The following is a 21035-nucleotide window of genomic DNA, read 5'->3' on the forward strand; positions in this document are numbered from 1 at the left end:
ACGAAGATTCTATAGGTTCTCAGAGAGACGTCGGACCGGATTCAAGCGTCTCAGTCCGCTTTCTCAAGCGGCTTCTCTTTCGATTTTTTCGAGCTGCCTTTCTTCAGCCAGTTGGCAAAACGCTCGCCAAACGCTCTTGCCGCTTCCCCCGGAGAGCGTTTTTTGCGCTGTCTGCTTCTGGCCGCAGCCATTGCTTCCCCGGCGACCTTGGCGGCAGCACTCTGCATATCCTCTGCCTCTGCATTTTCAGCCGGCGCTCTGAGGCCGCCCGAGCGTACAGATTCAACGCTTCTTCTGTACTCTGCGTCAAGAATGTCACGCACGCTCATCATGCGCGACTCGGACTCGGCTTCATCCTCTTCATGCTTGACAAGCTGCTCGACCGTCACGGCGGCGAGCGAAATCGACGCGATGAGAGGTTCGCAGAGAAGGAATACATTCTTGTCGGCCGGATCAAAGTCGCCGGCTTCGTCGAGCGTCTTCAGAAGCACCACCACCGGGAGGTCCTTATTGAGCTGCCGCACGACGGCGAGCACCCGTTCAGCCTCCACCACATCTGCCGCGGGCATGACGAGGGCGCCCGCACGGGTCACATGCGCCTGCACAAGAACCATCGGGTCCGTGGGATCGCCCACGATCACGCCGAAGCCGTCAGCCCGAAGCTCTTCCAAAGGATCGGAAGGATTGCAGATCACGATGGTGCGCCGGCCTTCCTTCTTCATCGTCTGGAAAAGCTCGCGCGCAACCTCGGAGGCGCCGATGACGATCACCTGTCCGTCAAGCATCTCCCGAGGCGTGTCTGCAGGGAGCTGGGAGAAAGGCGGCTGCCGCATGGCAGCCTTCCTCGCCCACTTAAAGTGCGTCACCAGAAACTGCCGGATGTGAGGCGCAGCAAGAAAGAGAAGCGGATTCAATGCAATCGTCATGATTGACGCGGCAACGATGACGCTCATGATGCTGGCGTCGACAAGCTTCAGCGCAATGCCCTGCCCGGCCAGAATGTAGCTGAATTCGCCGATCTGCCCGATGGAGGAGCCAATTGTCAAGGCGGTATCGAGCGGCCACCTGAGAAGGACAACGATCGTCGTCGAAAAGGTCATCTTGCCGACCATGATGATGAGCACGACAAGGAAGATCTCAAGGGGCTTCTCAAGGAAAACGTGCCAGTCGAGCATCAGGCCGACCGAAACGAAGAAGAGCACCGAAAAGGCATCCTGCAGCGGGAGGGACTCCTGCGCCGCACGGTGCGCAAAGCGGCTCTCCTGCATCACCATGCCGGCCAGGAACGCACCCAGCGCGAAGCTCACGTCGAAAATGGCGCCTGCGCCGTAAGCAATGACAATGGCGGCGCCGAGCACCGAGAGGGTAAAGAGCTCTCGCGATCCCGTGCGGGCAACTTCCCTGAGCATCAGCGGCAAAAGCTTTCTTCCCACCACCATCATGAGGGAGACGAAGACTGCCGCCCAGGCAAGCGTCTTCACGATGTCGAGAAGAACGCCCAGCAGAGAAACCGTCTGATCGCCGTGAACGGCCGCAGCAAAGGGCGGCAGGCAAACAAGGAGGATGACGGAAACCAGGTCCTCCATCACCAGCCAGCCGAGCGTTGCCTGCCCGTTCATTTCGTTCGTAAGCTTGCGAAGTTCAAGCGCCTTCGTGACCACCACGGTCGAAGCGCCGGCGATGGAAAAGCCGAAAAGTACGGCCGCACCGAAATCCCAGTGCCAGAATCCCATCGCCACGCAGGCGGCGAGCGACGCCGCAATCACCATCTGCGTCGGCGCGCCCGGTATGGCCACGCCCTTCACGCGCACCAGGTCGTGCACGGAAAAATTCAGACCGACCCCGAACATGAGGAGCATGACGCCGATTTCGGCAAGCTGCTCAATCATCTTCGGATTGACGGGCGGCAATCCCGGAAGGACGCTCGCCGCAAGACCCGCGAGAATGTACCCGACAAGCGCCGGAGCACGGAAAAACTTTTCGGCAACGTAACCGAAAGGAAGCGCCAGCCCAAAGCCGGTGACCAGGCTGGTAATCAGGGAATAATCGTCCACTCTGCGCGTTCCTGAAGGATCCTGCTTTTTGATAGCGGAAGTTTAGCGCTCTACCCAACCGTGTGCGACAAGGAATTCCAAAGTTTGTTTACAAGTTGTTTACGTCATAACTAAAAAAGCGCCGCGTTGATGCATCCATCCGCGGCGCTTTATTGAAGGTCGACAAAAACCTTTGCGTTACTGCGCGGTCGGGACCTTGCCGACAACGCCCTTCGCAAGCCAGTTCATATTAAGAAGCTCTTCATCGGAAGCGGTCTTTCCTTCTGGAACACGAACCTTGCCTTCATTGTCGACGATCGGACCGGTAAAGGGCGAAAGCTCGCGCTTTTCCATCTTTTCGTAGGCAGTCTTGATGTTTTCGACCACATTCTGAGGCGTCGAGGGCGCAATATCGACGAGCGCCACCATGTGCTCAGGAATGCCGCCCCAGACGGAATCGGGCTTCCAGGTGCCGTCCATCACCGCCTTCACGCGGCCCGAGTAGTACTCGTGCCAGGACTGCACGACGCCGCCCAGGAGCATCGTGGGCGCAACGCGCTTCATTGCCGTGTTGTAGGAAATCACGGGGATCTTCAGATCCTCGCAGGCGGCCGCAACAGCGGGCGAATCCGTGTGATGCGTGAGCACATCCGCCTTCTGGCCGACGAGGGTCTTCGTCGCATCGGCTTCCTTGCCCGGATCGTACCAGGACGAGGTCCAGACAACGCGAACCTCGATATTGGGGTTCACGCTCTGAGCGCCCAGCGTAAAGGCATTGATGCCCTGGAGCACTTCAGGAATCGGCACTGCGGCGACATAGCCGAGCACGTTCGTCTTCGTGGTGGCGCCGGCGAGCTTGCCGGCAAGGTAGCGGCCCTCATAGAAGCGCGCCGTGTAGTTGCCGACGTTGGCTGCGGTCTTATAGCCCGTCGCATGCTCGAACTTCACATCCGGAAATTCCTTGGCAACCTTAAGGACGGAATTCATGTAGCCGAAGGACGTCGCAAAGATGAGCTTGTTGCCCTGCTGAGCAAGGTCGCGAAGCACGCGCTCGGAGTCGGCGCCGGCGGGGATGTTTTCCACCGTCGTTACCTTGATCTTGTCGCCGAATTCCTTCTCAAGTTCCTGACGAGCGAGGTCATGCTGGCGGGACCAGCCTTCTTCGCTGGCAGGGCTCACGTAGACGAAGGCAATCTTGAGGGGGCCCTGAGCCGTCTCTGCCGTCTTGGGAGCATCCGCAGTCTTCGCGGGCTGAGGGGCCTCGGTCTTGTCGCCGCAGGCTGAAAGCATGAGGGCCATGGCGCCGGCAAGGGCGAGCTTGAAAGCAATGCGCTTCTGCATGAAGGATTCCTTTGTGGAAATGAAGTATTCAGCAAAAGCGGCTCCGAAACCGAAGCCGCTTCGATTAAACCGTTGATCGTCAGTTCATCGTCGGAAGCTTGCCGGCGACGCCCTCAACCAGATAGCCCATCGTGAGGAGATCAGAATCGGTAGCCACCTGACCGGCCTTCAGGACTTCCTTGCCGGTGTTGTCGACGATCGGGCCGGTGAAGGGATGGAATTCACGCTTTTCCATCTTTTCCGTCGCGGCCTTGATGTCGTCGATCACGCTCTGAGGAGCGGTCTTCGCAATGTCGACGAGCGCCACCATGTGTTCAGGGACGCCTCCCCAGACGGACTGCGGCTTCCAGGTGCCGTCCATGACGGCCTGAATGCGGCCTTCATAGAAGCTGTCCCAGATCTGAATCACGCCGCCCAGAAGCATCGTGGGTGCAGCGCGCTTCATCGAGGTGTTGTAGGAAATGACGGGAATCTTTGCTTCCTCGCAGGCTGCCGCCACGGCCGAAGAGTTCGTATGATGCGTAATCACGTCGGCCTTCTGTCCGATGAGGGACTTCGTCGCATCAGATTCCTTGCCCGGGTCGTACCAGGCAGAGGTCCAGACGACGCGCACTTCAACATTGGGGTTCACGCTCTTCGCGCCCAGCGTAAAGGCATTGATGCCCTGAAGCACTTCAGGAATCGGAAGCGCCGCGACGTAGCCGAGAATATTGGTCTTCGTGGTCGCGCCGGCAAGCTTGCCCGCGAGATAACGGGCCTCATAGAAGCGGCCGGAGTAGTTGGCAACATTGTCGGCAGTCTTATAGCCCGTTGCATGCTCGAACTTCACGTCCGGGAATTCCTTCGCCACCTTGAGAACAGAATTCATATAGCCGAAGGAGGTGGCAAAGATGAGCTTGTTCCCCTGCTGCGCAAGATCGCGGAGCACGCGTTCTGCGTCGGCATTCTCAGGGATGTTTTCAACCGTCGTCACCTTGATCTTGTCGCCGAACTTCGCTTCAACCGCACGGCGGGCAATGTCGTGCTGCGTCGACCAGCCTTCCTCGTTGGCCGGGCTCACGTACATGAAGGCAACCTTGAGGGGTTCACCGGCCTTCGCCTCGGGAGCCGCATCCGTTTTGGCGGGCGCGGTCGACTGCGCGGGAGCCTTGGGAGCCTCCTTTTCGCCGCAGGCCGTAAGCACGAGAGCGGCCGCGCCGGCGAGCGCGAGCTTGAAAGCAAAACGCTTGTTCATTTTTTTCAAAACTCCAAGAAGTTAAAAAGGAAAAAGGCTCACGCGTTCACTCAGCTTCTCGGCGCAAAGGGCTTTCCGAGAGACGCAGGAACATTGAGACGAATCCACTGAGGATTGCGCGAAATCAGAACGAGCACAAGGATGGTGGCGAGATAAGGCGTCATCGCCATGAACTGCGGCGAAATCGAAATGCCCATGCCCTGGAAGGCAAACTGTAGCATGGTTACGCCGCCGAAGAGATAGGCGCCGACAACCACGCGAAGCGGCCGCCAGGTTGCAAAGGTTACGAGCGCGAGGGCAATCCAGCCGCGGCCGGCCGTCATCCCCTCCACCCAGAGCGGCGTATAAACGAGCGAAAGGTAGGCTCCTGCAACGCCAGCACAAACGGCGCCGAAAAGAACGGCAAGAAGCCGGATCTTGAGAACCGGGAAGCCGAGCGCAAAGGCCGACTGCGGCGCCTCGCCCACGGCGCGGAGAATGAGGCCCGCACGCGTGCGAAAGAGGAACCACCAGACCGCGGCGATGAGAATCAGGGCGCCGTAGACGAAGAAGTGCTGCGAAAAGAAGGCTTCACCGAGGAATGGAATGCTCTCAAGGCCGGGAATGCAGGAAGCGGCGCGCTCGGAGAGCGCCTGCCCCTGGAGGGGCTTTCCGATAAAGGCCGAAAGACCGGTGCCAAAGAGCGTAAGCGCAAGACCTGCAGCGTATTGATTGGCATGCATGCCGAGCGTGAAGAACGCAAAAAGGAGGCCCAGAAGCAGCCCGACGCCTGCGCCGGCGAGAAAGCCCAGTGCGAAGCTCCCCGTGGCAAGCGTTGTTGAAAAGCCGATCACGGCGCCCATCAGCATGATGCCTTCGATGCCGAGATTGAGTACGCCCGACTTTTCATGAATCACAATGCCCGCAGCGGCAAGAAGGAGCGGCGTTCCGGCATTGAGCGTGGAGGAGATGATAGAAGCGGCGAGTGACATGTCAGGCGCCCTCCGTCGTACGGCGTTCAGTGAAACCGCGCCAGGAGAGCCGGTAGAAAATCGTTGTGTCGCAGGCGAGGATGAAGAAGAGAAGCAGTCCCTGATAGACCCCGGTGATGGATGAGGGAAGTCCGAGGCGGCTTTGCGCGAGCTCGCCGCCAAGATAAAAGAGCGCCATCACGAAGGCTGCGGGAATGCAGCCGAGAGGGGAAAGGCGGCCGACGAAGGCCACGATAATTGCGGCAAAGCCGTACCCCGGGGAGATAGTGGGGGTGAGCTGCCCCAGAGGACCGGAGGCTTCAATGCCGCCCGCAAGACCCGAGAGCGCGCCGCAGATGATGAGCGACGCCCAGATGAGCTTGCCCGGGTGGTAGCCCGCGTAGCGCGCGGCAAAAGGCGCCATGCCGGATACCTTGAACTGGAATCCGAGCGCCATGCGGTCCATGAGAATCCAGATGCCGAAGGCGGCAATCAGGGCAAAAAGGGCGCCCAGATGCAGGCGCGTGCCCTCAATCACGGGAAGCATCGCCCCCGACTCGAAGAGTTCGGTCTGAGGAAAGCCGTAGCCCTGCGGATCGCGCATCGGTCCCTGAACGCACCAGGCAAGAAGAAACTGCGCAACGTAGACGAGCATCAGCGAAACGAGAATTTCGTTCGCGTGGAATTTGTGCCTCAGAAGCGCCGTCAGGCCGCCCCAGACAGCCCCGCCCAGAGCGGAGGCAAGCATCACGACAATGACGTACCACTTGCCGAAAGAGGGTTCGCAGAGCAGCGCGGCAATGCCGCCCGTAATGGCGCCCGCGATCAGCTGCCCTTCCGCACCGATATTCCAGATGTTGGCCTTGAAGCAGACGACGAGACCCACCGCGCAAAGAAGGAGCGGCGTCATCTTGACGCCGACTTCCGTCCAGCCGCGAAGGCTGTCCAGAGGCGCGATGAAGAAGATGCCGAGCGCACGGATGGGATCCTGACCGAGCGCGGCGAAAAGACAGAACCCCGTGAGCACAGTGAGCGCAAGCGCGATCAGGGGGGAAATCCATGAAAGCGCGCGAGCGGGCTCAGTACGCGGCGTCATGGCGATCGGGAACTGCAGCATGATCAGCGCACCTCCGTGTGAGTCTTGGCAAAGGGAGAATCAGGCCAGAGGCCGGACATCCAGCGGCCGACCTCTTCGATGGTAAGGGACTTCTTGGGGACTGCAGGAGAGAGCGCGCCGCGATACATGACGGCAATGCGGTCTGAAACCTCAAAAAGTTCGTCGATTTCCTCGCTGACGACAATGATCGCGGCACCGTCGTCGCGCAGGCGGATGAGGCTGTTGCGTATGACGGCAGCCGCGCCCACATCGACGCCCCATGTCGGCTGGTGAACCAGCAGTACGCGCGGGCGATTGAGAATTTCGCGGCCCATGATGAATTTCTGCAGATTGCCGCCGGAGAGGCTTCCTGCTGCCTTTTCCGCTGTCGGCGTCTTGACGTGGAAGCGTTCAATCACCGTATTGGCGAACTGGCGGGCTTTGTCGCGGAGAATGAAGCCGCTTCTTACGAGCGAGTCGCCCGTGAGATAGGTGTTGGCCGTAAGAGAAAGCTCAGGCACGGCGGCATGTCCGAGCCGCTGCTCGGGCACATAACGGAGCCCCGAGATGCGGCGGGCATGGGTATCGAGGTTTCCTACGGGCTTTCCGAAAAGCTTCACGCATTCTGGCGACGTGCAGGCTTCGCCGGCGGCGGCCGCCATGAAGCGCGACTGACCATTTCCGGAAATGCCGGCGATGCCGACAATTTCTCCAGCCCGTACGGAAAGATTCACATTGTTCACGCCGCAGACGCGCGTGCTCCCCGGGACAGTGACGTCGCGCATTTCGAAAATGACGTCCCCTGCCTTTCCGGATGCCTCGCGCACCTTGGGAGGATCCGCACCGATCATCTGGCGCGCGAGCTCCTCTTCCGTCTCTTCCTTCGGATTCACCGTGGCGACGACGCGTCCGGCACGGAGCACCACGCAGCGGTCGGCAAGCTCCCGGATTTCATCGAGCTTGTGCGAAATGAAGAGAATGGAAACGCCTTCAGCCGCGAGCTGATGGAGGGTCTTGAAGAGCGTGCGGACGGCCTGAGGCGTCAGCACTGAGGTCGGCTCATCAAGAATGAGAAGCTTCGGCTTGGTCATCAGGGCGCGAAGAATTTCAACGCGCTGACGTTCGCCCATGGAGAGCTCCATCACGATCGAAGCCGGATCGACCTCAAGACCGTACTTGTCTCCGAGCCTTCTGATCTCTTCAGAAATTTGAGCCGGAGAGAGCTTCCCCGAAAGGCCGAGCGCCACGTTTTCTGCAACGGTGAGCGTATCGAATAGCGCAAAGTGCTGGTGCACCATTGCAATGCCGAGCTCGCGGGCTTCGGCCGGACTTTCTACGGCGAGGGGTTTGCCGTCAAAGGAAATCTCACCCTCGTCCGGGCGGGCTGCGCCGTAGATGATCTTCATCATCGTGGATTTGCCCGCGCCGTTCTCGCCCAGGATGGCGAGGACTTCTCCGGGAGCAATCTCGAGAGAGACGCCGTCGTTGGCGACGATGCCCGGATAGCGCTTCGTAATGTTGCGAAGGCTCAGTCTTGGTGTCATGCCGATGTCTTCCGGCGCTTCAGGCGGCCGGATCTGGTGGAGTTGAACCGGGGGATCGGCCGCGAACTTCCGGAGAACGTCCTCATCCAGCCGAAGATCATCTCCCCGTCTGCAACAGGCTTCTTTATTCACCCGGAAAATGCCGATTTGTTTGAAGCCATTTATTGTAACTGTTCATGTATGGAAAATGCAGGGCGGCAAACGAACGCAAACACGGCGAATTTGCGCGGAAAGACGTTATTTGCAGAATCTGTGAAAGCATCCCGCATATGCGGTATTCTTGAGTGAATGTCTTGCACTGACTCAGTCAGAACGGCAGAATTCATTTTCTCAGTGCGCCAGTAGCTCAGTTGGATAGAGTATCTGGCTACGAACCAGAGGGTCGTGGGTTCGAATCCTGCCTGGCGCACCAACAGACAATATGCCTTGCCGCATGTACGAACAATGATGCGGAGAAGTGGCAGAGAGGTCGAATGCACACCCCTGCTAAGGGTGCAGGTCCAAAATTGCGGGCCTCGAGGGTTCGAATCCCTCCTTCTCCGCCATTGTTTCTTGCGACGAGAGGCAGAATAAACCCCGTTCAGTGTGAGCTGTGCGGGGTTTTATTTTTTCGCCGCAGCAAGAGAAAAGCCCGTGAGGACGCGAATCCTCCGGGCTTTGTTCATTCAGACGCCGTGAGCAGACTACTGATGCGCCGCGGCGATCATGCCGCGAAGATCAGTGCCCGAGAGCCCCGGGTTCTTTCTGCCTTCGAGATGCTCCTTGAGCCAGAAGATGCCGCAGATCGTCTTCACGTCCGTAATCCGGCCGTCAAGGGCCATGCGGACCGCTTCATCAAAGGGGACCCGGTAAACCTCAAGGTGCTCGCCTTCGTCGAGATGCTGATCCTCCTGGGTGAGATCTTCGGCGAGAAAGATCACGATGTGCTCGGAACTGTAGCCGATGGCGTTGTTGATGAGGCCAAGCCTCGTCCATGTCTTCGCCTTTACGCCGCACTCTTCGAGGAGCTCGCGCCTGGCGCAGTCAAGCTCCTCTTCGTCGGGATCGATTTTGCCCGCGGGAAGCTCCCAGAAGCTTTGCCCGAGCGGGTGACGCCACTGTCGTTCAAGCAGAATCGTGCCGTCCTTGTCGAGCGCCGCCATGCAGCAGGCGCCGCCGTGCCTCAGAAAGAGACGCTGCGAGCTCCGCCCGTCGGGAAGCGTCACTTCGTCGCGGACAAGCTTCACGAACTTGCCGTCGAAAAGAACGGATTCGGATACGGTTTTTTCCTCGAGGGGATCATCCGCACGGGCAGCAAAGGGAACGGGCGACTTCAGAAGCGGAAAACGGCGCATTTGTGCTCCAGAAAGAAGAAATCATGAGTTGGAAACAATACCGCCAAAAGACTCCCGGGAAAACGCCCGGCATTGGCGCATCTTCTTAGAATGTGCCCGGCAAAATCATTTCCCTGTTTCTTTTCAAAACCATGAGTCTTACCGTTCTCAATCTCGAAGAGGCCCGCGAGCTCGAAGCACGCTGCGCCAACCGCATGGGCCTTGACGCACTGATGCGCCGTGCAGGCGCCTTTGCGGCCGAATGGATTTCCGAACATGTTCCGGGAGGCCATGCCGTCGTCCTGGCCGGCCCCGGCAACAACGGCGGCGACGCCATCGTCTGCGCGCTGGAACTCAAAAAACGCGGCTTTACGGTTGAGCTGGTGCTTCCCGGCGGCGACCCCAAAACGGAACTCGCCCGTACCATGCTGGCCGAATGGCGCAGCCGGGGTCTTGAAACGCTAGAAGATCCGTACAGCGCGATGAAGGCTCAAGTTGTCGTCGACGGCCTCTTCGGCACCGGCCTCAAGCGTCCGATCACGGGCGACTATATGGATGCCGTGCAGTGGTTCAATGAGCGCATGGCCTATAAGGTTGCGCTGGATGTTCCCTCGGGCCTCAACAGCGAAACAGGCCTCTGGGTGGGTACCGTGCCGGGCGTCCGCGCCGACGCGACGATCACCTTCCTCTCTCACAAGTCCGGACTCTTCATGAATGAAGGCGCCGATGCCTCGGGCACCGTCGTCATGACGGAGCTTGATGTTTCGATTCCGCTTACGCGCCTCGGCGTCATTGAATCCGCGGACTTCGCGCATATCCTTGAACCCCGCCGCAACTTCTCCCACAAGGGGACCTTCGGACATCTCGCCGTCGTCGGCGGCGCAAACGGCCATGTCGGCGCCGCGCTCCTCTCTGCCCGTGCGGGCCTCAAGCTCGGTGCGGGCACGGTTACCGTCGAGCTTCTTGCCGATAATGCCCCTGCCGTCGACCTTGTTCAGCCCGAACTCATGTTCTCGGCAGAACCTCTTGACTTTGAAAAATTCACTGCCGCCGTGATCGGCCCGGGGCTCGGCACGAGCGAACGCGCGAAGGAAAGACTCCGCGCAGCGCTCGCGGCGAGCTGCCCGCTCGTGATCGACGCCGATGCACTCAACCTGATCGCGGCCGACAAGAGCCTCCTCACGGCGCTCCTCCACCGCACGGTCGCCACCGTCATCACGCCGCACGAGGTCGAGGGCGCCCGCATTCTTCATGTTGACCCGAAGGTCATTCAGGCCGACCGCGTCAACGCCGTTCGCGACATCGCGCTTCAGACCGGCGCCATCACGGTGCTTAAGGGCCCGGGCACGCTCGTTGCCATGAGAAGTTCGCGCACGTGGCTTTCGCCGATCGGCGCCACCTCTCTTGCGACAGCCGGAAGCGGCGACGTGCTTTCCGGCATGATCGGCGCCTTCTTTGCGCAGCGCTACGATACGGTTGAATCGGTCCTTGGCGCCGTGATGCTTCATGCCCGCGCAGGCGCCGGTCACCTTGCCGGTCTTACTGCCGGAGAGATTGCTCCCGCAGCCGCGTGGATTCTTGAAGAAGAAAGACGCAAAATCCGGGCCGAACGACAGCCGCAATAAAGAGACGCCGCCTCAGACACAGAGTTTGCAGTCTTCACGTTTTGTTGCATGCTTCACGAATCTGCAATGCCCTTTCCCATCGCCTTCGATATAGTTCTTCTTACAGCGAAATACTGCTGAGAGAACAGATTCCGCTGTGTTTCTCCTGACTTTAGGTTGAGAAATTGAGGGTTGAACCTCGCGGGCGAAGGGAAAACGCCTGCGAGGTTTTTTTTCATCCTCACCCTTTGAGAGGTGAGACAAATGCCGATTTTCGAAAACTCCCCTGAATCCCTTCCCTGGCCTTTTCCACGCATCCTCGCCCATCGCGGGGGCGGCACGGTCGGCCCGGAAAATACGCTCGAAGGCTATCGCGCAGGCCTCCTGCACGGCTACCGCGCAATTGAAACGGATGCCATGCTTACCCGGGACCGGATCCCGATGATCATGCATGACGAAAAGTTCGGCCGCGTCATCCGGAACGACCCAAGAAGCGTCCCTGAAGTTTCGGCTCAGGAACTGGCTTCGCTTGACGCGGGAAGCTGGCTCTCTCCCTTCTGGTACGGCGCCGCTCCAATGCGTCTTGCTACCGCGATCCGCTGGTGCCGCAGAAACGCTGTCTGGATGAATATTGAAATCAAGCCGGCCAGGGGACATGCGGAGGAAACCGGCCGCATCGTTGCGGAAACGACTGCCGGGGAATTCGAGGATCTCATCCGATCGGGCGGAGATTCTCGGGAAGGGATCGTTCGCGAGGTGCCGCTCCTTTCCTCTTATTCGAGAGACGCTCTTGCCGCTGCGAGGGAAGCCGCCCCTGACATTCCTCGGGCGCTCCTCGTTGACGACATTCCCGGAGACTGGAGAGAAGCCGTCATGGAACTCGAATGCGTTTCGATTCATCCCGACTATCGGTTCGTGACGCCCGAATTCATCCGGAAAGCTCACGCTGCCGGACTCTGGGTTTTCGTCTATACGCCCAATGCGCCGGACCTCGTAAGAGCACTTTTTGCTATGGGCGTCGACGCGCTCTGCACGGACAGACTTGACCTGATCTCCCCCGGCCTCTGAGCCTTCTCCTGGTCTGCCGCCATCTTCCAAAGGCCTTCCGGGCATTCCTTCTGCCGGAAGGCCTTTGCGCATTTTTCTCGACAGGCACGCCGGTGCGCTTCACTGAGCCGCGCCATTTTCAGGCTCCGACTTCCTCTTCCCAAGATATTTTCATATTTCGCAAATCCTTTTTTTCATTCCGTGAAGCTTCTAGAGGATATTCCCGTAATTCCATAATTTACCTATACTTAGTATCTTCCTTTATCCTTTCCGGCCCCCTATACTTTCGCCTGACTCAAGAAAACCCGGATCACGCACATCCGGCATCGGAAGCTCGATTGGGCTTTCTGATTGCAAATTAACCAAAAAGGACACAAACATGCTTCGTCGTACCTTCATCGCTTCGGCTGTTCTTCTTGCCACTGCGGCCGCTGCTCCGAGCGCCTTTGCCTTTACGGAAGGCAAGGATGCCGACTACATCACCCTCGAGAAGCCCCTTGCCGGCGGCGAAGGCAAGATCGTCAAGGTCTGGTCCTATGACTGCCCGTTCTGCTTCAAGTTCGACGTGGGCGTCGATCCGAAGGCGATTCCTGCTGCCGTGAAGGCGACGGGCCTCAAGTTCGACATGTATCACCTCGAAACGAAGGGCAAGTACGGTCGTGCCGGTACGGAACTTTTTGCCTGGTGCATGCTGCGCGATAAGGCCGCCGGCATCACGGACTGGGAAGATCCGAAGTCGCTCTTCAAGAAGGCGAAGGACGCCATCTATGTCGCCTACCACCGCAAGGGTGAGCGCTGGACGGCCGGCGAAGAAGCTTTCCTCAAGACGGGTCTTGATGCGATCGGCGCCAAGCCCGAAGAATTTGCCGCTGCGAGAAAGACCCCTGAAGTTCAGGCGCTTGCCGACAGCTGGAAGCCCTGCTACGACGTGGCGAAGATCCAGGGCATTCCTGCCTACGTGGTCAACGGCAAGTACCTCGTCATGACGAAGGGCATCCGCTCCGTTCAGGGCTTTGTCGACCTCCTTACTGAACTCTCCAAGAAGTAATCCGGCGGGAGTTTGTGAGAAAATGAATTCTTCCAACGGTCTCCTCGATCGCATCGGGCTCTTCTCTCAGACCCGCTGGCCGTGGCTTCTGATTGCCATCCTTTCCGCAGGACTTGTGCTCATTGCGCACAACGTCTTCCAGGTGTGGCTCTACATGAAGCCCTGCGAGCAGTGCGTATACATCCGCTTCGCCTTCCTCTGCATGACGTTCGGGTGCCTCTTCACGCTCGCCTGGCCGAAGGCGCTGATCTGCAGGCTCATCGCCTACGTTTGCGGCGTCTACGGCGCAATCTACGGCATCATGTGCTCGGTCAAGCTTTCCGACATCCATCACGCGATCCACTCCGACGATCTCGATGCACTCTTCGGCATGCAGGGATGCTCGCTCGAACCGCACTATCCCTTCGGCCTTCCGCTTGAAAAGTGGGCGCCGGACTGGTTCCTCCCGACGGGCGACTGCGGCTACGACAACTCCGACGTGCCGATGGGCACGGTGCTCTCGCCGCTCCAGGAATCCATCATTCAGATGTATTCCGATGCCGGCGGCTGGTACCTGATCCCGTCGATGAAGTTCATGTCGATGGCCCAGTGCTGCCTCCTCGGCTTCATCGTTGCGCTCGCCATCTATGCGATCCTCTTCGTCGGCGACATGAAGCACGTTGCCGGCTCCAAGAAGGCCGCCTGATAGAAGCTTCTGCCGGAACTTTTTCTCTCTTCCTTTCAAGCCGCTTCCGAGTACGCCTCCGAAGCGGCTTTTTTCTGCCCGCAAAAAAGGCGGTCCTTCTGCATCGGTACCGCCTTTTGGAATTCGCGCAAAGCTTCAGGGAGTCTCAGCCGACAGAGGTTCTCGGCATTTCCACTTCGCTCGGAAGCGGAACGCCGGAAACAATCGCACGCAGCCCTTCAGGATCGAAGATCCTCACGTGCTTCTGGTTCACTTCGATCAGGCCGTCGTGCGAGAAGCGCGAGAGCACGCGGCTCACTGTCTCAAGCTTGAGGCCCAGGTAGGAACCGATTTCCGCTCGCGTCATGCGAAGCACAAACTCGCTTCTCGAGTACCCGCGCTGCTCGAAGCGCTGCGAGAGGGAAAGAAGGAATGCGGCGAGCCGCTCCTCGGCATGCATGGAGCCCAGAAGCAGCATGACGCCGTGCTGGCGCACGATTTCGCGCGAGAGGAGCTTCATGACGTGCGCGCCCATCGAGCGCATCGACGTTGCCGCATCCTCGAGCCGTGCGTAAGGAATCACGCAGACTTCCGTGTCTTCGAGCGCAAACACATCGCTCGAATGGACGCCGCTCGCGATGCCGTCAAAGCCGATCATTTCGCCGGCCATGAAGAAGTTCGTCACCTGCTCGCGGCCGTCAGAACTCATGACGGTGCTCTTCAGAAACCCAAGCCTCACGGCATAGAGATTTTCAAAGCGGTCGCCGGCACGAAAGAGCGCATCGCCGCGCTTGATGCGGCGCCTCGCCGCGACGAGATCCTCAAGGCGTTCAATTTCCTTGAGCGTTAGTCCGGTAGGCAGACAAGCCTCACGCAGATTGCAGTTCGAACAGGCAACACGAAGCGCCGACAGATTGATCACGACCTCTCCCTCAAGAGTCGCCCGCGCAAACGCGGACGGCCGGGCCTTGAAGCTTTTTTCAGACCGCACGAGGCTCCAGGGGGAAGCCCGTTCATCCGATCCGAACAGCTTGCTAATTTTGGAATAATCTCGCGCGCCTAATATCCAAAGCGGACATCAGGGCACTCAGGCGGCGGAACATTCGCCGTAAGAAGCAAACCCATTGAAGTCTGGACCTCTTTCGCGTTGATTCATGTCAACAAAGATGTTCTCGCCTCCCGAATAATATCAGGAAGCTTAACCTAAGTCATAAATCAGAGGCACACCCAACATGATGACCCCGGAAACCAGCGGCGTTGAACTGCCCGACATGGCCCTCCTCAAGAAGTTCGACGTGCCGGCCCCCCGCTACACCTCCTACCCGACCGCCGACCGCTTTAATGCCTCCTTCGGTCCGGCTGACTATGAGAAGGCTCTCGCCGGCCGCGGCGCTGCCAAGCATCCGGCTCCGCTCTCGCTCTACGTGCACGTTCCCTTCTGCAACGACGTGTGCTTTTACTGCGGCTGCAACAAAATCGTGACGCGCGATCACTCGCGCAGCGCCGCCTATATTGAGATGATCGGCCGCGAGTGCGACCTCGTCAAAGAGCACATTACGGGCTCGCAGGAACTTGAACAGCTTCATTTCGGCGGCGGCACGCCCACGTTCCTCACGAACGACGAAATCTCCCTCATGATGGAGACGCTCACGAAGCGCTTCCCGCTTGCCAAAGAAGGCGGCGAATTCTCGATCGAGGTCGACCCCCGCACCTGCGGCCCCGACAAGGTGAAGAAGCTCCATGAAGTGGGCCTCAACCGCATGTCGCTCGGTGTGCAGGACTTCAACCCCGACGTGCAGAAAGCCGTCAACCGCATCCAGCCTTTTGAAATGACGAAGGAAACGCTCGATGCGGCCCGCGAGGCGGGATTTGAGTCCATCAACATGGATCTCATCTACGGTCTTCCGAAGCAGACGCGCGAAACCTTTGCGCATACGATCGACAAGGTGCTCGAGCTTTCGCCCGACCGCATCGCGCTCTATCACTATGCGCACCTGCCCAATCACTTCAAGGCGCAGCGCCGCATCCTTCCTGCGGATCTTCCCGACACCGTCGAGAAGGCCCACATCATGTTCGACGCCATCACGCGCCTCACGCAGAACGGCTACCGCTACATCGGCATGGACCATTTCGCCAAGCACGAGGATGAGCTCTCAAAGGCCCAGATCGAAGGAACCCTTCAGAGAAACTTCCAGGGCTATTCGACCAAGGCCGAATGCGACATGGTTGCGCTCGGCGTCTCCGCGATCTCGAAGATCGGCGGCGCTTATGCCTGCAATCCCCGCGAACTCGACGACTGGGCGGCTGCCATCTCCGCCGGGCGCCTCGCCACGAATCGCGGCTACACGCTCAATGCCGATGATGAACTCCGCCGCTACGTGATCATGCAGATCATGTGCAACTTTGAACTCCGCAAGAAGGACGTTGAGGAGCGCTTCGGCATCAACTTCGACGAAACCTTCGGATTCGAGCTTTCGAAGATGAAGCCCTACGTGCACCACGAGCTCGTCGAGCTTTACGACGACCGCCTCGTCGTGCTCCCGAAGGGCAAGATCTTCGTTCGCGCGGTCGCCATGCAGTTCGACCGTTATCTGCGCGAATCGAATCGCGCAGGCGGCTACTCCCGCATTGCCTGATAGACCAGAAAGCACCGCGCCGTTTCCCTGGAAGAGGATGGCGCGGCAGTGAGTAAAGAGAGAAAAGCGGCATGAAGGAGGTTCATTGATCCTCTTCTGCCGCTTTTTCTTGTTGTTTTCATGGCGTCCCTCAGCCAAAAAGGCCGGCCCTTCATTGCCGCCCGTCAGGCCTTAAGGACTAAAATCAGGAGTTTCGGGTCCCTCGCGGGACATCAGTCCGCTCCCTTTCCGTCATCATGTACGGATCCGGAAGCCGGAGCTTCGCGCTCCCCGATTTTTATCTTTTTCCGAAGTAAGCCGCATTTGCCGTGCTTTTTTCGGAAAAAGACCAGGCAGACTTTTTCCATCCATTTGAAAAATCAATGAAAGTCTCAGATATCCGACGTACCTTTCTGAAGTTTTACGAAAGCAAAGGTCACACCATCGTAGCTTCAAGCCCCGTCGTTCCCGGCAACGACCCGACGCTTCTCTTTACCAATGCCGGCATGAACCAGTTCAAGGACGTGTACCTTGGGTTCGACAAGCGCCCCTACAAGCGCGCCACGACCTCGCAGAAGTGCATCCGCGCGGGCGGCAAGCACAACGACCTTGACAATGTGGGCTACACCGCGCGTCACCATACCTTCTTCGAAATGCTCGGGAACTTCTCGTTCGGCGACTATTTCAAGAAGGACGCGATCCACTTCGCCTGGGAGCTCCTTACCGAGCACTTCCATCTGCCGCCCGAAAAGCTCTGGGTGACGGTCTATGCGGAAGACGACGAGGCCTACAACATCTGGCACAAGGAAGTGGGCATTCCCGCCGACCGCATCGTGCGCATCGGCGACAACAAGGGCGCCCGCTACATGTCCGACAACTTCTGGATGATGGGCGACACCGGTCCCTGCGGCCCCTGCTCGGAAATCTTCTACGACCATGGTCCCTCCGTGCAGGGCGGCCCTCCGGGGAGCCCCGACGAAGACGGCGACCGCTACATGGAGATCTGGAACCTGGTCTTCATGCAGTTCTACCGCGACGAAAAGGGCGAAATGCATAAGCTCCCGCGCCCCTCGATCGACACCGGCATGGGCCTTGAGCGCATTGCCACGGTCCTTCAGGGCGTGCACAGCAACTACGACATCGACCTCTTCAGGAACCTTCTTGCCGCAGCGAAGAAGGCTGTCGACGCCGTTTCCGAAACGCCCGCCGACATCAATTCGCCCTCGCTCAAGGTGATTGCCGACCACATCCGTGCGTGCGCCTTCTGCGTCGCCGACGGCGTGCTCCCGGGCAATGAAGGCCGCGCCTACGTGCTGCGCCGCATCTGCCGCCGCGCCATCCGCCACGGCTACAAGCTCGGCGCCCGCGGTCCGTTCTTCTATACCCTTGTCGACGCCGTGCGCAAGGAAATGGCCGAAGCCTATCCTGAGCTCAATAATCCGGAAATCGAAAAGGTGATTGAGGATGAGGAACGCCGCTTCCTCCTCACGCTCTCGAAGGGCATGGAAATCCTCGAGGACGCTATTGCGAAGAACAAGGACGGCGTCCTTGACGGCGAAGTAGTCTTCAAGCTCCACGACACCTACGGGTTCCCGGCCGACCTCACGGGCGACGTCTGCCGCGAACGCGGCATCACGGTCAACACGGAAGAGTTCGACCGCGCCATGGAACGTCAGCGCGCCGCCGCCCGCGCCTCGGCCAAGTTCAAGATGGCCGCCGGCCTCGCCTATTCGGGTGCGGACACGGTCTTCACGGGCTACGAAACGCTTGACGAAAAGGATGCTGAAGTCGTCGCCCTTTACGTCAACGGCGACCCCGTTCAGAAGGTTGAAGCCGGCAGCGAATGCGTCGCCGTCTTCAACCGCACGCCCTTCTACGCCGAATCCGGCGGTCAGGTTGGCGACCAGGGTGAAGCGAAGAACGATACGTCGCTTCTCAAGGTGCTCGACACCTTCCGCGTGAAGGCTGCCGTGACGGGCATGCAGTGCCACGTCGCCGAGGGTTCCATCTCCGTGGGCGACAAGTTCGATCTGCACGTGGATGAAGCCCGCCGTCAGGCCACTCAGCGCAACCACTCCGTCACCCACCTCATGCACTTTGCGCTTCGCACGGTGCTCGGCGACAAGGTCGCTCAGAAGGGTTCTCTGGTTACGCCCGAAGCGACGCGCTTTGACTTCTCCTACACGAAGCCCGTTACGGCTGAACAGATCGCCGAAGTCGAACGCATCGTCAACGCCGAAATCCTGCGCAACGTCCCGGTTTCGACGCGTGTTCTTCCGATTGAGGAAGCCAAGCACACCGGTGCCGTCATGCTCTTCGGCGAACGCTACGGCGAAACCGTGCGCGTCCTTGACATCGGCAAGTCCTGCGAATTCTGCGGCGGCACGCACGTCAAGGCGACGGGCGACATCGGGTTCTTCAAGATCGTCTCTGAATCGGGCATTGCTGCCGGCGTTCGCCGCATTGAGGCCGTCACCGGCATGAATGCGCTCGCCTGGGTCCAGCACGAGGAATCCCTCGTTGCCCGTACGGCGCGTGAATTCAAGGCCCCTGCCGATGAAATCCCGACCAAGGCCGCTGACCTCCTCAATACGGTCCGCACGCTGGAAAAGGGCATCGAGCAGCTGAAGAGCCAGATGGCCTCCCGCGCGGGCGATGCGCTCATCAGCGAAGCCGTCGACGTGAAGGGCGTTCGCGTTCTTCTCGCCCGTCTTGACGGTGCTGACGCCAAGGCCCTTCGCGAGACGATGGACAAGGTGAAGGACAAGCTCGGCTCTGCCGTTGCCGTACTCGCTGCAGCCCAGCCTGACGGCCGCGTGCAGCTCGCTGCCGGCGTCACCAAGGATCTCACCGGCAAAGTGAAGGCGGGTGAACTCGCCAACTTTGTCGCCGGACTCCTCGGCGGCAAGGGCGGCGGCAAGCCAGACCTCGCCATGGCGGGCGCTGCCGATGCGGCGCACCTCAATGATGCGCTCGTCAAGGCCCGTGCCTGGATTGAGGAGCATCTCTGATGACGGGTCCCGTGGACGCATGCGCGCTCGCGGGAGAGGCCGAAGAGCTGATGCTTCCCGGCCTCTCCTGCCCAATGCCTGTGCTGAAGGCCAAGAAGGCGCTTGCGAAGCTCCCTGCGGGAGCGCTCCTGCGGGTCTGGAGCACCGACCCGCACAGTCTTCCGGATCTCAGCGACTTCGCCCGACAGACAGGCCACAAGCTTGTTGCCCAGTCGGAAACGGAGAAGGACGACAGGCACTGGTTTGTGAGCCTCATTGCCCGTCGAGAGGATTGACTGGCTTTTAGAGCGTTGAAGTCATCGCTTATCCAGCCCGGCATCTTCGGATGGCCGGGCTTTTTATTCCAAGAAAAAATATTTTTCTTCAGCTCTTGCTTTTTTAGAGCGTTTCGTCTATAGTTCGTGCTCTGCAAATTTTGATGCGCCAGTAGCTCAGTTGGATAGAGTATCTGGCTACGAACCAGAGGGTCGTGGGTTCGAATCCTGCCTGGCGCACCACACAATTCGCAGAATGGATCTTTTTAGACGGATGTCTGAAATGATCTGCGCAAAGAAATACGTGCGCCAGTAGCTCAGTTGGATAGAGTATCTGGCTACGAACCAGAGGGTCGTGGGTTCGAATCCTGCCTGGCGCACCATTTCACTTTAAAGCGCACCGGAAAATGGAGCAGCTGTGTTGAACAGTTGCTCTTTTTTATTGTCATTTGAATATGTATGTCAAATTAAATTGTTCGCAGTAGAACACTAATCTGAAGAATAATGGAAAATCATTTTGCCTAAAAAATAGGCAAAATCGTAACTGCATGATTCCTTTGCGAAGAATGCATTTGTGCACTTTTTGAAGCCGAGTTATGCACATATTCTGTGGAAAACCTGCACGCCGGCCCTGTGGACAACCAAAACATTCCGGGGAGCATTTCATCCCGAAAACCCTTCTGCTGCAGTGCATTCCCTTTTAATAAAAGAAAAGGTTCCGCTTCTCTTCTGAAGTCGGAACCTGTGTGGAAATCTTGGTGCCTAAAAGGAACCTTCAGAGGGGTCTGCGCGACCACTCCTCAAACTCAACCCGCCATGGCCGGCGAGCGGTCGGAAACAGGATTTTCAAAACTGATTTTCTGAATTTTGCTCTGGGTATGGTCGGGAACCAAGTGTCGCCATCGAAATCATGGTCGATGTGCGTGAGCCAGATTTTGTCCGCAAGCGGCATCGCCTGACGATAGATTTCTCCGCCGCCGGTCACGAAAATGCGCTTTGCATTGCCGGCTGCCCCGATGGCTTGTGAAAGCGAGCGGACAACCAAAACACCCTTCGGCACGGAGATCTGTCGGCGCGTAATGACGATGTTGAGGCGCCCGGGCAAGGCTCTCCCGATCGATTCCCAGGTCTTTCGCCCCATGAGTACCGGAGAGCCGAAGGTTGTTTTCTTAAAGAACGCGAAATCCTCAGGAATGCGCCAGAGGAGGCGGTTCCCGCCTCCGATGACGCCGTTTCTGGCGGCTGCCGCGATGAGTTCAATGGAAGCCATCTGCAGGTCTC

At 58.9% G+C, this 21035-nt stretch carries 16 protein-coding genes and 4 tRNA genes; 11 read left to right on the top strand and 9 right to left on the bottom strand.

What is annotated here, in order from left to right:
• Positions 1-50: 50 nt before the first annotated feature.
• The 6 genes from FG381_RS04775 to FG381_RS04800 form a co-directional block, all read right to left on the bottom strand.
• Entirely contained in the window at positions 51-2054 is a 2004-nt protein-coding gene (locus tag FG381_RS04775) for a cation:proton antiporter (protein WP_139687782.1), read from the bottom strand.
• 177 nt (positions 2055-2231) lie between these two features.
• Complete coding sequence (locus tag FG381_RS04780; RefSeq protein ID WP_139687783.1) at positions 2232-3374, bottom strand: BMP family ABC transporter substrate-binding protein; 1143 nt, start codon at positions 3372-3374, stop codon at positions 2232-2234.
• Positions 3375-3453: 79 nt separating this feature from the next.
• A complete protein-coding gene (locus FG381_RS04785; protein WP_139687784.1) occupies positions 3454-4608 on the bottom strand; it encodes a BMP family ABC transporter substrate-binding protein in 1155 nt (384 codons plus the stop codon).
• A gap of 50 nt (positions 4609-4658) precedes the next feature.
• Positions 4659-5579 carry an ABC transporter permease gene (locus tag FG381_RS04790; protein WP_139687785.1) on the bottom strand — a complete coding sequence of 307 codons (921 nt, stop codon included), beginning with the start codon at positions 5577-5579 and terminating at the stop codon, positions 4659-4661.
• A gap of 1 nt (position 5580) precedes the next feature.
• Entirely contained in the window at positions 5581-6675 is a 1095-nt protein-coding gene (locus FG381_RS04795) for an ABC transporter permease (RefSeq protein WP_139687786.1), read from the bottom strand.
• 2 nt (positions 6676-6677) lie between these two features.
• Complete coding sequence (locus tag FG381_RS04800; protein WP_139687787.1) at positions 6678-8198, bottom strand: ABC transporter ATP-binding protein; 1521 nt, start codon at positions 8196-8198, stop codon at positions 6678-6680.
• Positions 8199-8533: 335 nt separating this feature from the next.
• On the opposite strand from FG381_RS04800, the gene FG381_RS04805 reads away from it, so the two are divergent.
• Together FG381_RS04805 and FG381_RS04810 are read left to right on the top strand one after the other, a co-directional pair.
• Positions 8534-8610, top strand: a tRNA-Arg gene (locus tag FG381_RS04805).
• 39 nt (positions 8611-8649) lie between these two features.
• Positions 8650-8743: transfer RNA gene (locus FG381_RS04810), tRNA-Ser, on the top strand.
• A 138-nt stretch (positions 8744-8881) separates the two neighbouring features.
• On the opposite strand, the gene FG381_RS04815 is transcribed toward FG381_RS04810, so the two are convergent.
• Positions 8882-9532 carry an NUDIX domain-containing protein gene (locus FG381_RS04815; RefSeq protein ID WP_139687788.1) on the bottom strand — a complete coding sequence of 217 codons (651 nt, stop codon included), beginning with the start codon at positions 9530-9532 and terminating at the stop codon, positions 8882-8884.
• Between the two features lie 131 nt (positions 9533-9663).
• Here FG381_RS04815 and FG381_RS04820 point away from each other — a divergent pair, with 131 nt between their 5' ends.
• From FG381_RS04820 to dsbI, 4 genes are all read left to right on the top strand, one after another.
• Entirely contained in the window at positions 9664-11136 is a 1473-nt protein-coding gene (locus tag FG381_RS04820; RefSeq protein ID WP_139687789.1) for an NAD(P)H-hydrate dehydratase, read from the top strand.
• Between the two features lie 243 nt (positions 11137-11379).
• The gene (locus FG381_RS04825) at positions 11380-12183 is read left to right on the top strand and encodes a glycerophosphodiester phosphodiesterase family protein (protein WP_139687790.1); all 804 of its coding nucleotides are present in this window, start codon (positions 11380-11382) and stop codon (positions 12181-12183) included.
• Between the two features lie 358 nt (positions 12184-12541).
• Positions 12542-13210 (top strand): thioredoxin domain-containing protein, encoded by a 669-nt coding sequence (locus FG381_RS04830; RefSeq protein ID WP_139687791.1) that lies wholly within the window; start codon positions 12542-12544, stop codon positions 13208-13210.
• Between the two features lie 22 nt (positions 13211-13232).
• Entirely contained in the window at positions 13233-13895 is a 663-nt protein-coding gene (gene dsbI, locus FG381_RS04835) for a protein-disulfide oxidoreductase DsbI (protein WP_139687792.1), read from the top strand.
• Between the two features lie 145 nt (positions 13896-14040).
• Here dsbI and fnr read toward each other — a convergent pair whose 3' ends face one another.
• The gene (gene fnr / locus FG381_RS04840) at positions 14041-14793 is read right to left on the bottom strand and encodes a fumarate/nitrate reduction transcriptional regulator Fnr (protein WP_139689137.1); all 753 of its coding nucleotides are present in this window, start codon (positions 14791-14793) and stop codon (positions 14041-14043) included.
• Positions 14794-15106: 313 nt separating this feature from the next.
• On the opposite strand from fnr, the gene hemN reads away from it, so the two are divergent.
• The 5 genes from hemN to FG381_RS04865 all read left to right on the top strand — a co-directional run bounded on the left by hemN (position 15107) and on the right by FG381_RS04865 (position 20137).
• Positions 15107-16510, top strand: coding sequence for an oxygen-independent coproporphyrinogen III oxidase (gene hemN / locus FG381_RS04845; protein WP_139687793.1), 1404 nt, complete (start codon positions 15107-15109; stop codon positions 16508-16510).
• 362 nt (positions 16511-16872) lie between these two features.
• Positions 16873-19500 carry an alanine--tRNA ligase gene (gene alaS, locus FG381_RS04850; RefSeq protein ID WP_139687794.1) on the top strand — a complete coding sequence of 876 codons (2628 nt, stop codon included), beginning with the start codon at positions 16873-16875 and terminating at the stop codon, positions 19498-19500.
• Positions 19500-19775: a sulfurtransferase TusA family protein gene (locus tag FG381_RS04855; protein ID WP_139687795.1), complete on the top strand. Its 276-nt coding sequence runs from the start codon at positions 19500-19502 to the stop codon at positions 19773-19775. The genes alaS and FG381_RS04855 overlap by 1 nt, the downstream gene beginning before the upstream one ends.
• A 145-nt stretch (positions 19776-19920) precedes the next feature.
• A tRNA-Arg gene (locus tag FG381_RS04860) sits at positions 19921-19997 on the top strand.
• Positions 19998-20060: 63 nt separating this feature from the next.
• Positions 20061-20137: transfer RNA gene (locus FG381_RS04865), tRNA-Arg, on the top strand.
• Positions 20138-20529: 392 nt separating this feature from the next.
• Here the strand turns inward: FG381_RS04865 and FG381_RS04870 are convergent.
• Positions 20530-21024 (bottom strand): dihydrofolate reductase, encoded by a 495-nt coding sequence (locus tag FG381_RS04870; RefSeq protein ID WP_139687796.1) that lies wholly within the window; start codon positions 21022-21024, stop codon positions 20530-20532.
• Positions 21025-21035: the final 11 nt, after the last annotated feature.

This window comes from Sutterella faecalis, assembly GCF_006337085.1.
Taxonomy (GTDB): Bacteria; Pseudomonadota; Gammaproteobacteria; order Burkholderiales; family Burkholderiaceae_F; genus Sutterella; species Sutterella faecalis.

Excerpts from the sequence above, each read along its gene's own strand:
- FG381_RS04780 (WP_139687783.1), bottom strand. The coding sequence starts at position 3,374 with ATGCAGAAGCGCATTGCTTTCAAGCTCGCCCTTGCCGGCGCCATGGCC.
- FG381_RS04785 (WP_139687784.1), bottom strand. The coding sequence starts at position 4,608 with ATGAACAAGCGTTTTGCTTTCAAGCTCGCGCTCGCCGGCGCGGCCGCT.
- FG381_RS04790 (WP_139687785.1), bottom strand. The coding sequence starts at position 5,579 with ATGTCACTCGCCGCTTCTATCATCTCCTCCACGCTCAATGCCGGAACG.
- FG381_RS04795 (WP_139687786.1), bottom strand. The coding sequence starts at position 6,675 with ATGCTGCAGTTCCCGATCGCCATGACGCCGCGTACTGAGCCCGCTCGC.
- FG381_RS04800 (WP_139687787.1), bottom strand. The coding sequence starts at position 8,198 with ATGACACCAAGACTGAGCCTTCGCAACATTACGAAGCGCTATCCGGGC.
- FG381_RS04815 (WP_139687788.1), bottom strand. The coding sequence starts at position 9,532 with ATGCGCCGTTTTCCGCTTCTGAAGTCGCCCGTTCCCTTTGCTGCCCGT.
- FG381_RS04820 (WP_139687789.1), top strand. The coding sequence starts at position 9,664 with ATGAGTCTTACCGTTCTCAATCTCGAAGAGGCCCGCGAGCTCGAAGCA.
- FG381_RS04825 (WP_139687790.1), top strand. The coding sequence starts at position 11,380 with ATGCCGATTTTCGAAAACTCCCCTGAATCCCTTCCCTGGCCTTTTCCA.
- FG381_RS04830 (WP_139687791.1), top strand. The coding sequence starts at position 12,542 with ATGCTTCGTCGTACCTTCATCGCTTCGGCTGTTCTTCTTGCCACTGCG.
- dsbI (WP_139687792.1), top strand. The coding sequence starts at position 13,233 with ATGAATTCTTCCAACGGTCTCCTCGATCGCATCGGGCTCTTCTCTCAG.
- hemN (WP_139687793.1), top strand. The coding sequence starts at position 15,107 with ATGATGACCCCGGAAACCAGCGGCGTTGAACTGCCCGACATGGCCCTC.
- alaS (WP_139687794.1), top strand. The coding sequence starts at position 16,873 with ATGAAAGTCTCAGATATCCGACGTACCTTTCTGAAGTTTTACGAAAGC.
- FG381_RS04855 (WP_139687795.1), top strand. The coding sequence starts at position 19,500 with ATGACGGGTCCCGTGGACGCATGCGCGCTCGCGGGAGAGGCCGAAGAG.
- FG381_RS04870 (WP_139687796.1), bottom strand. The coding sequence starts at position 21,024 with ATGGCTTCCATTGAACTCATCGCGGCAGCCGCCAGAAACGGCGTCATC.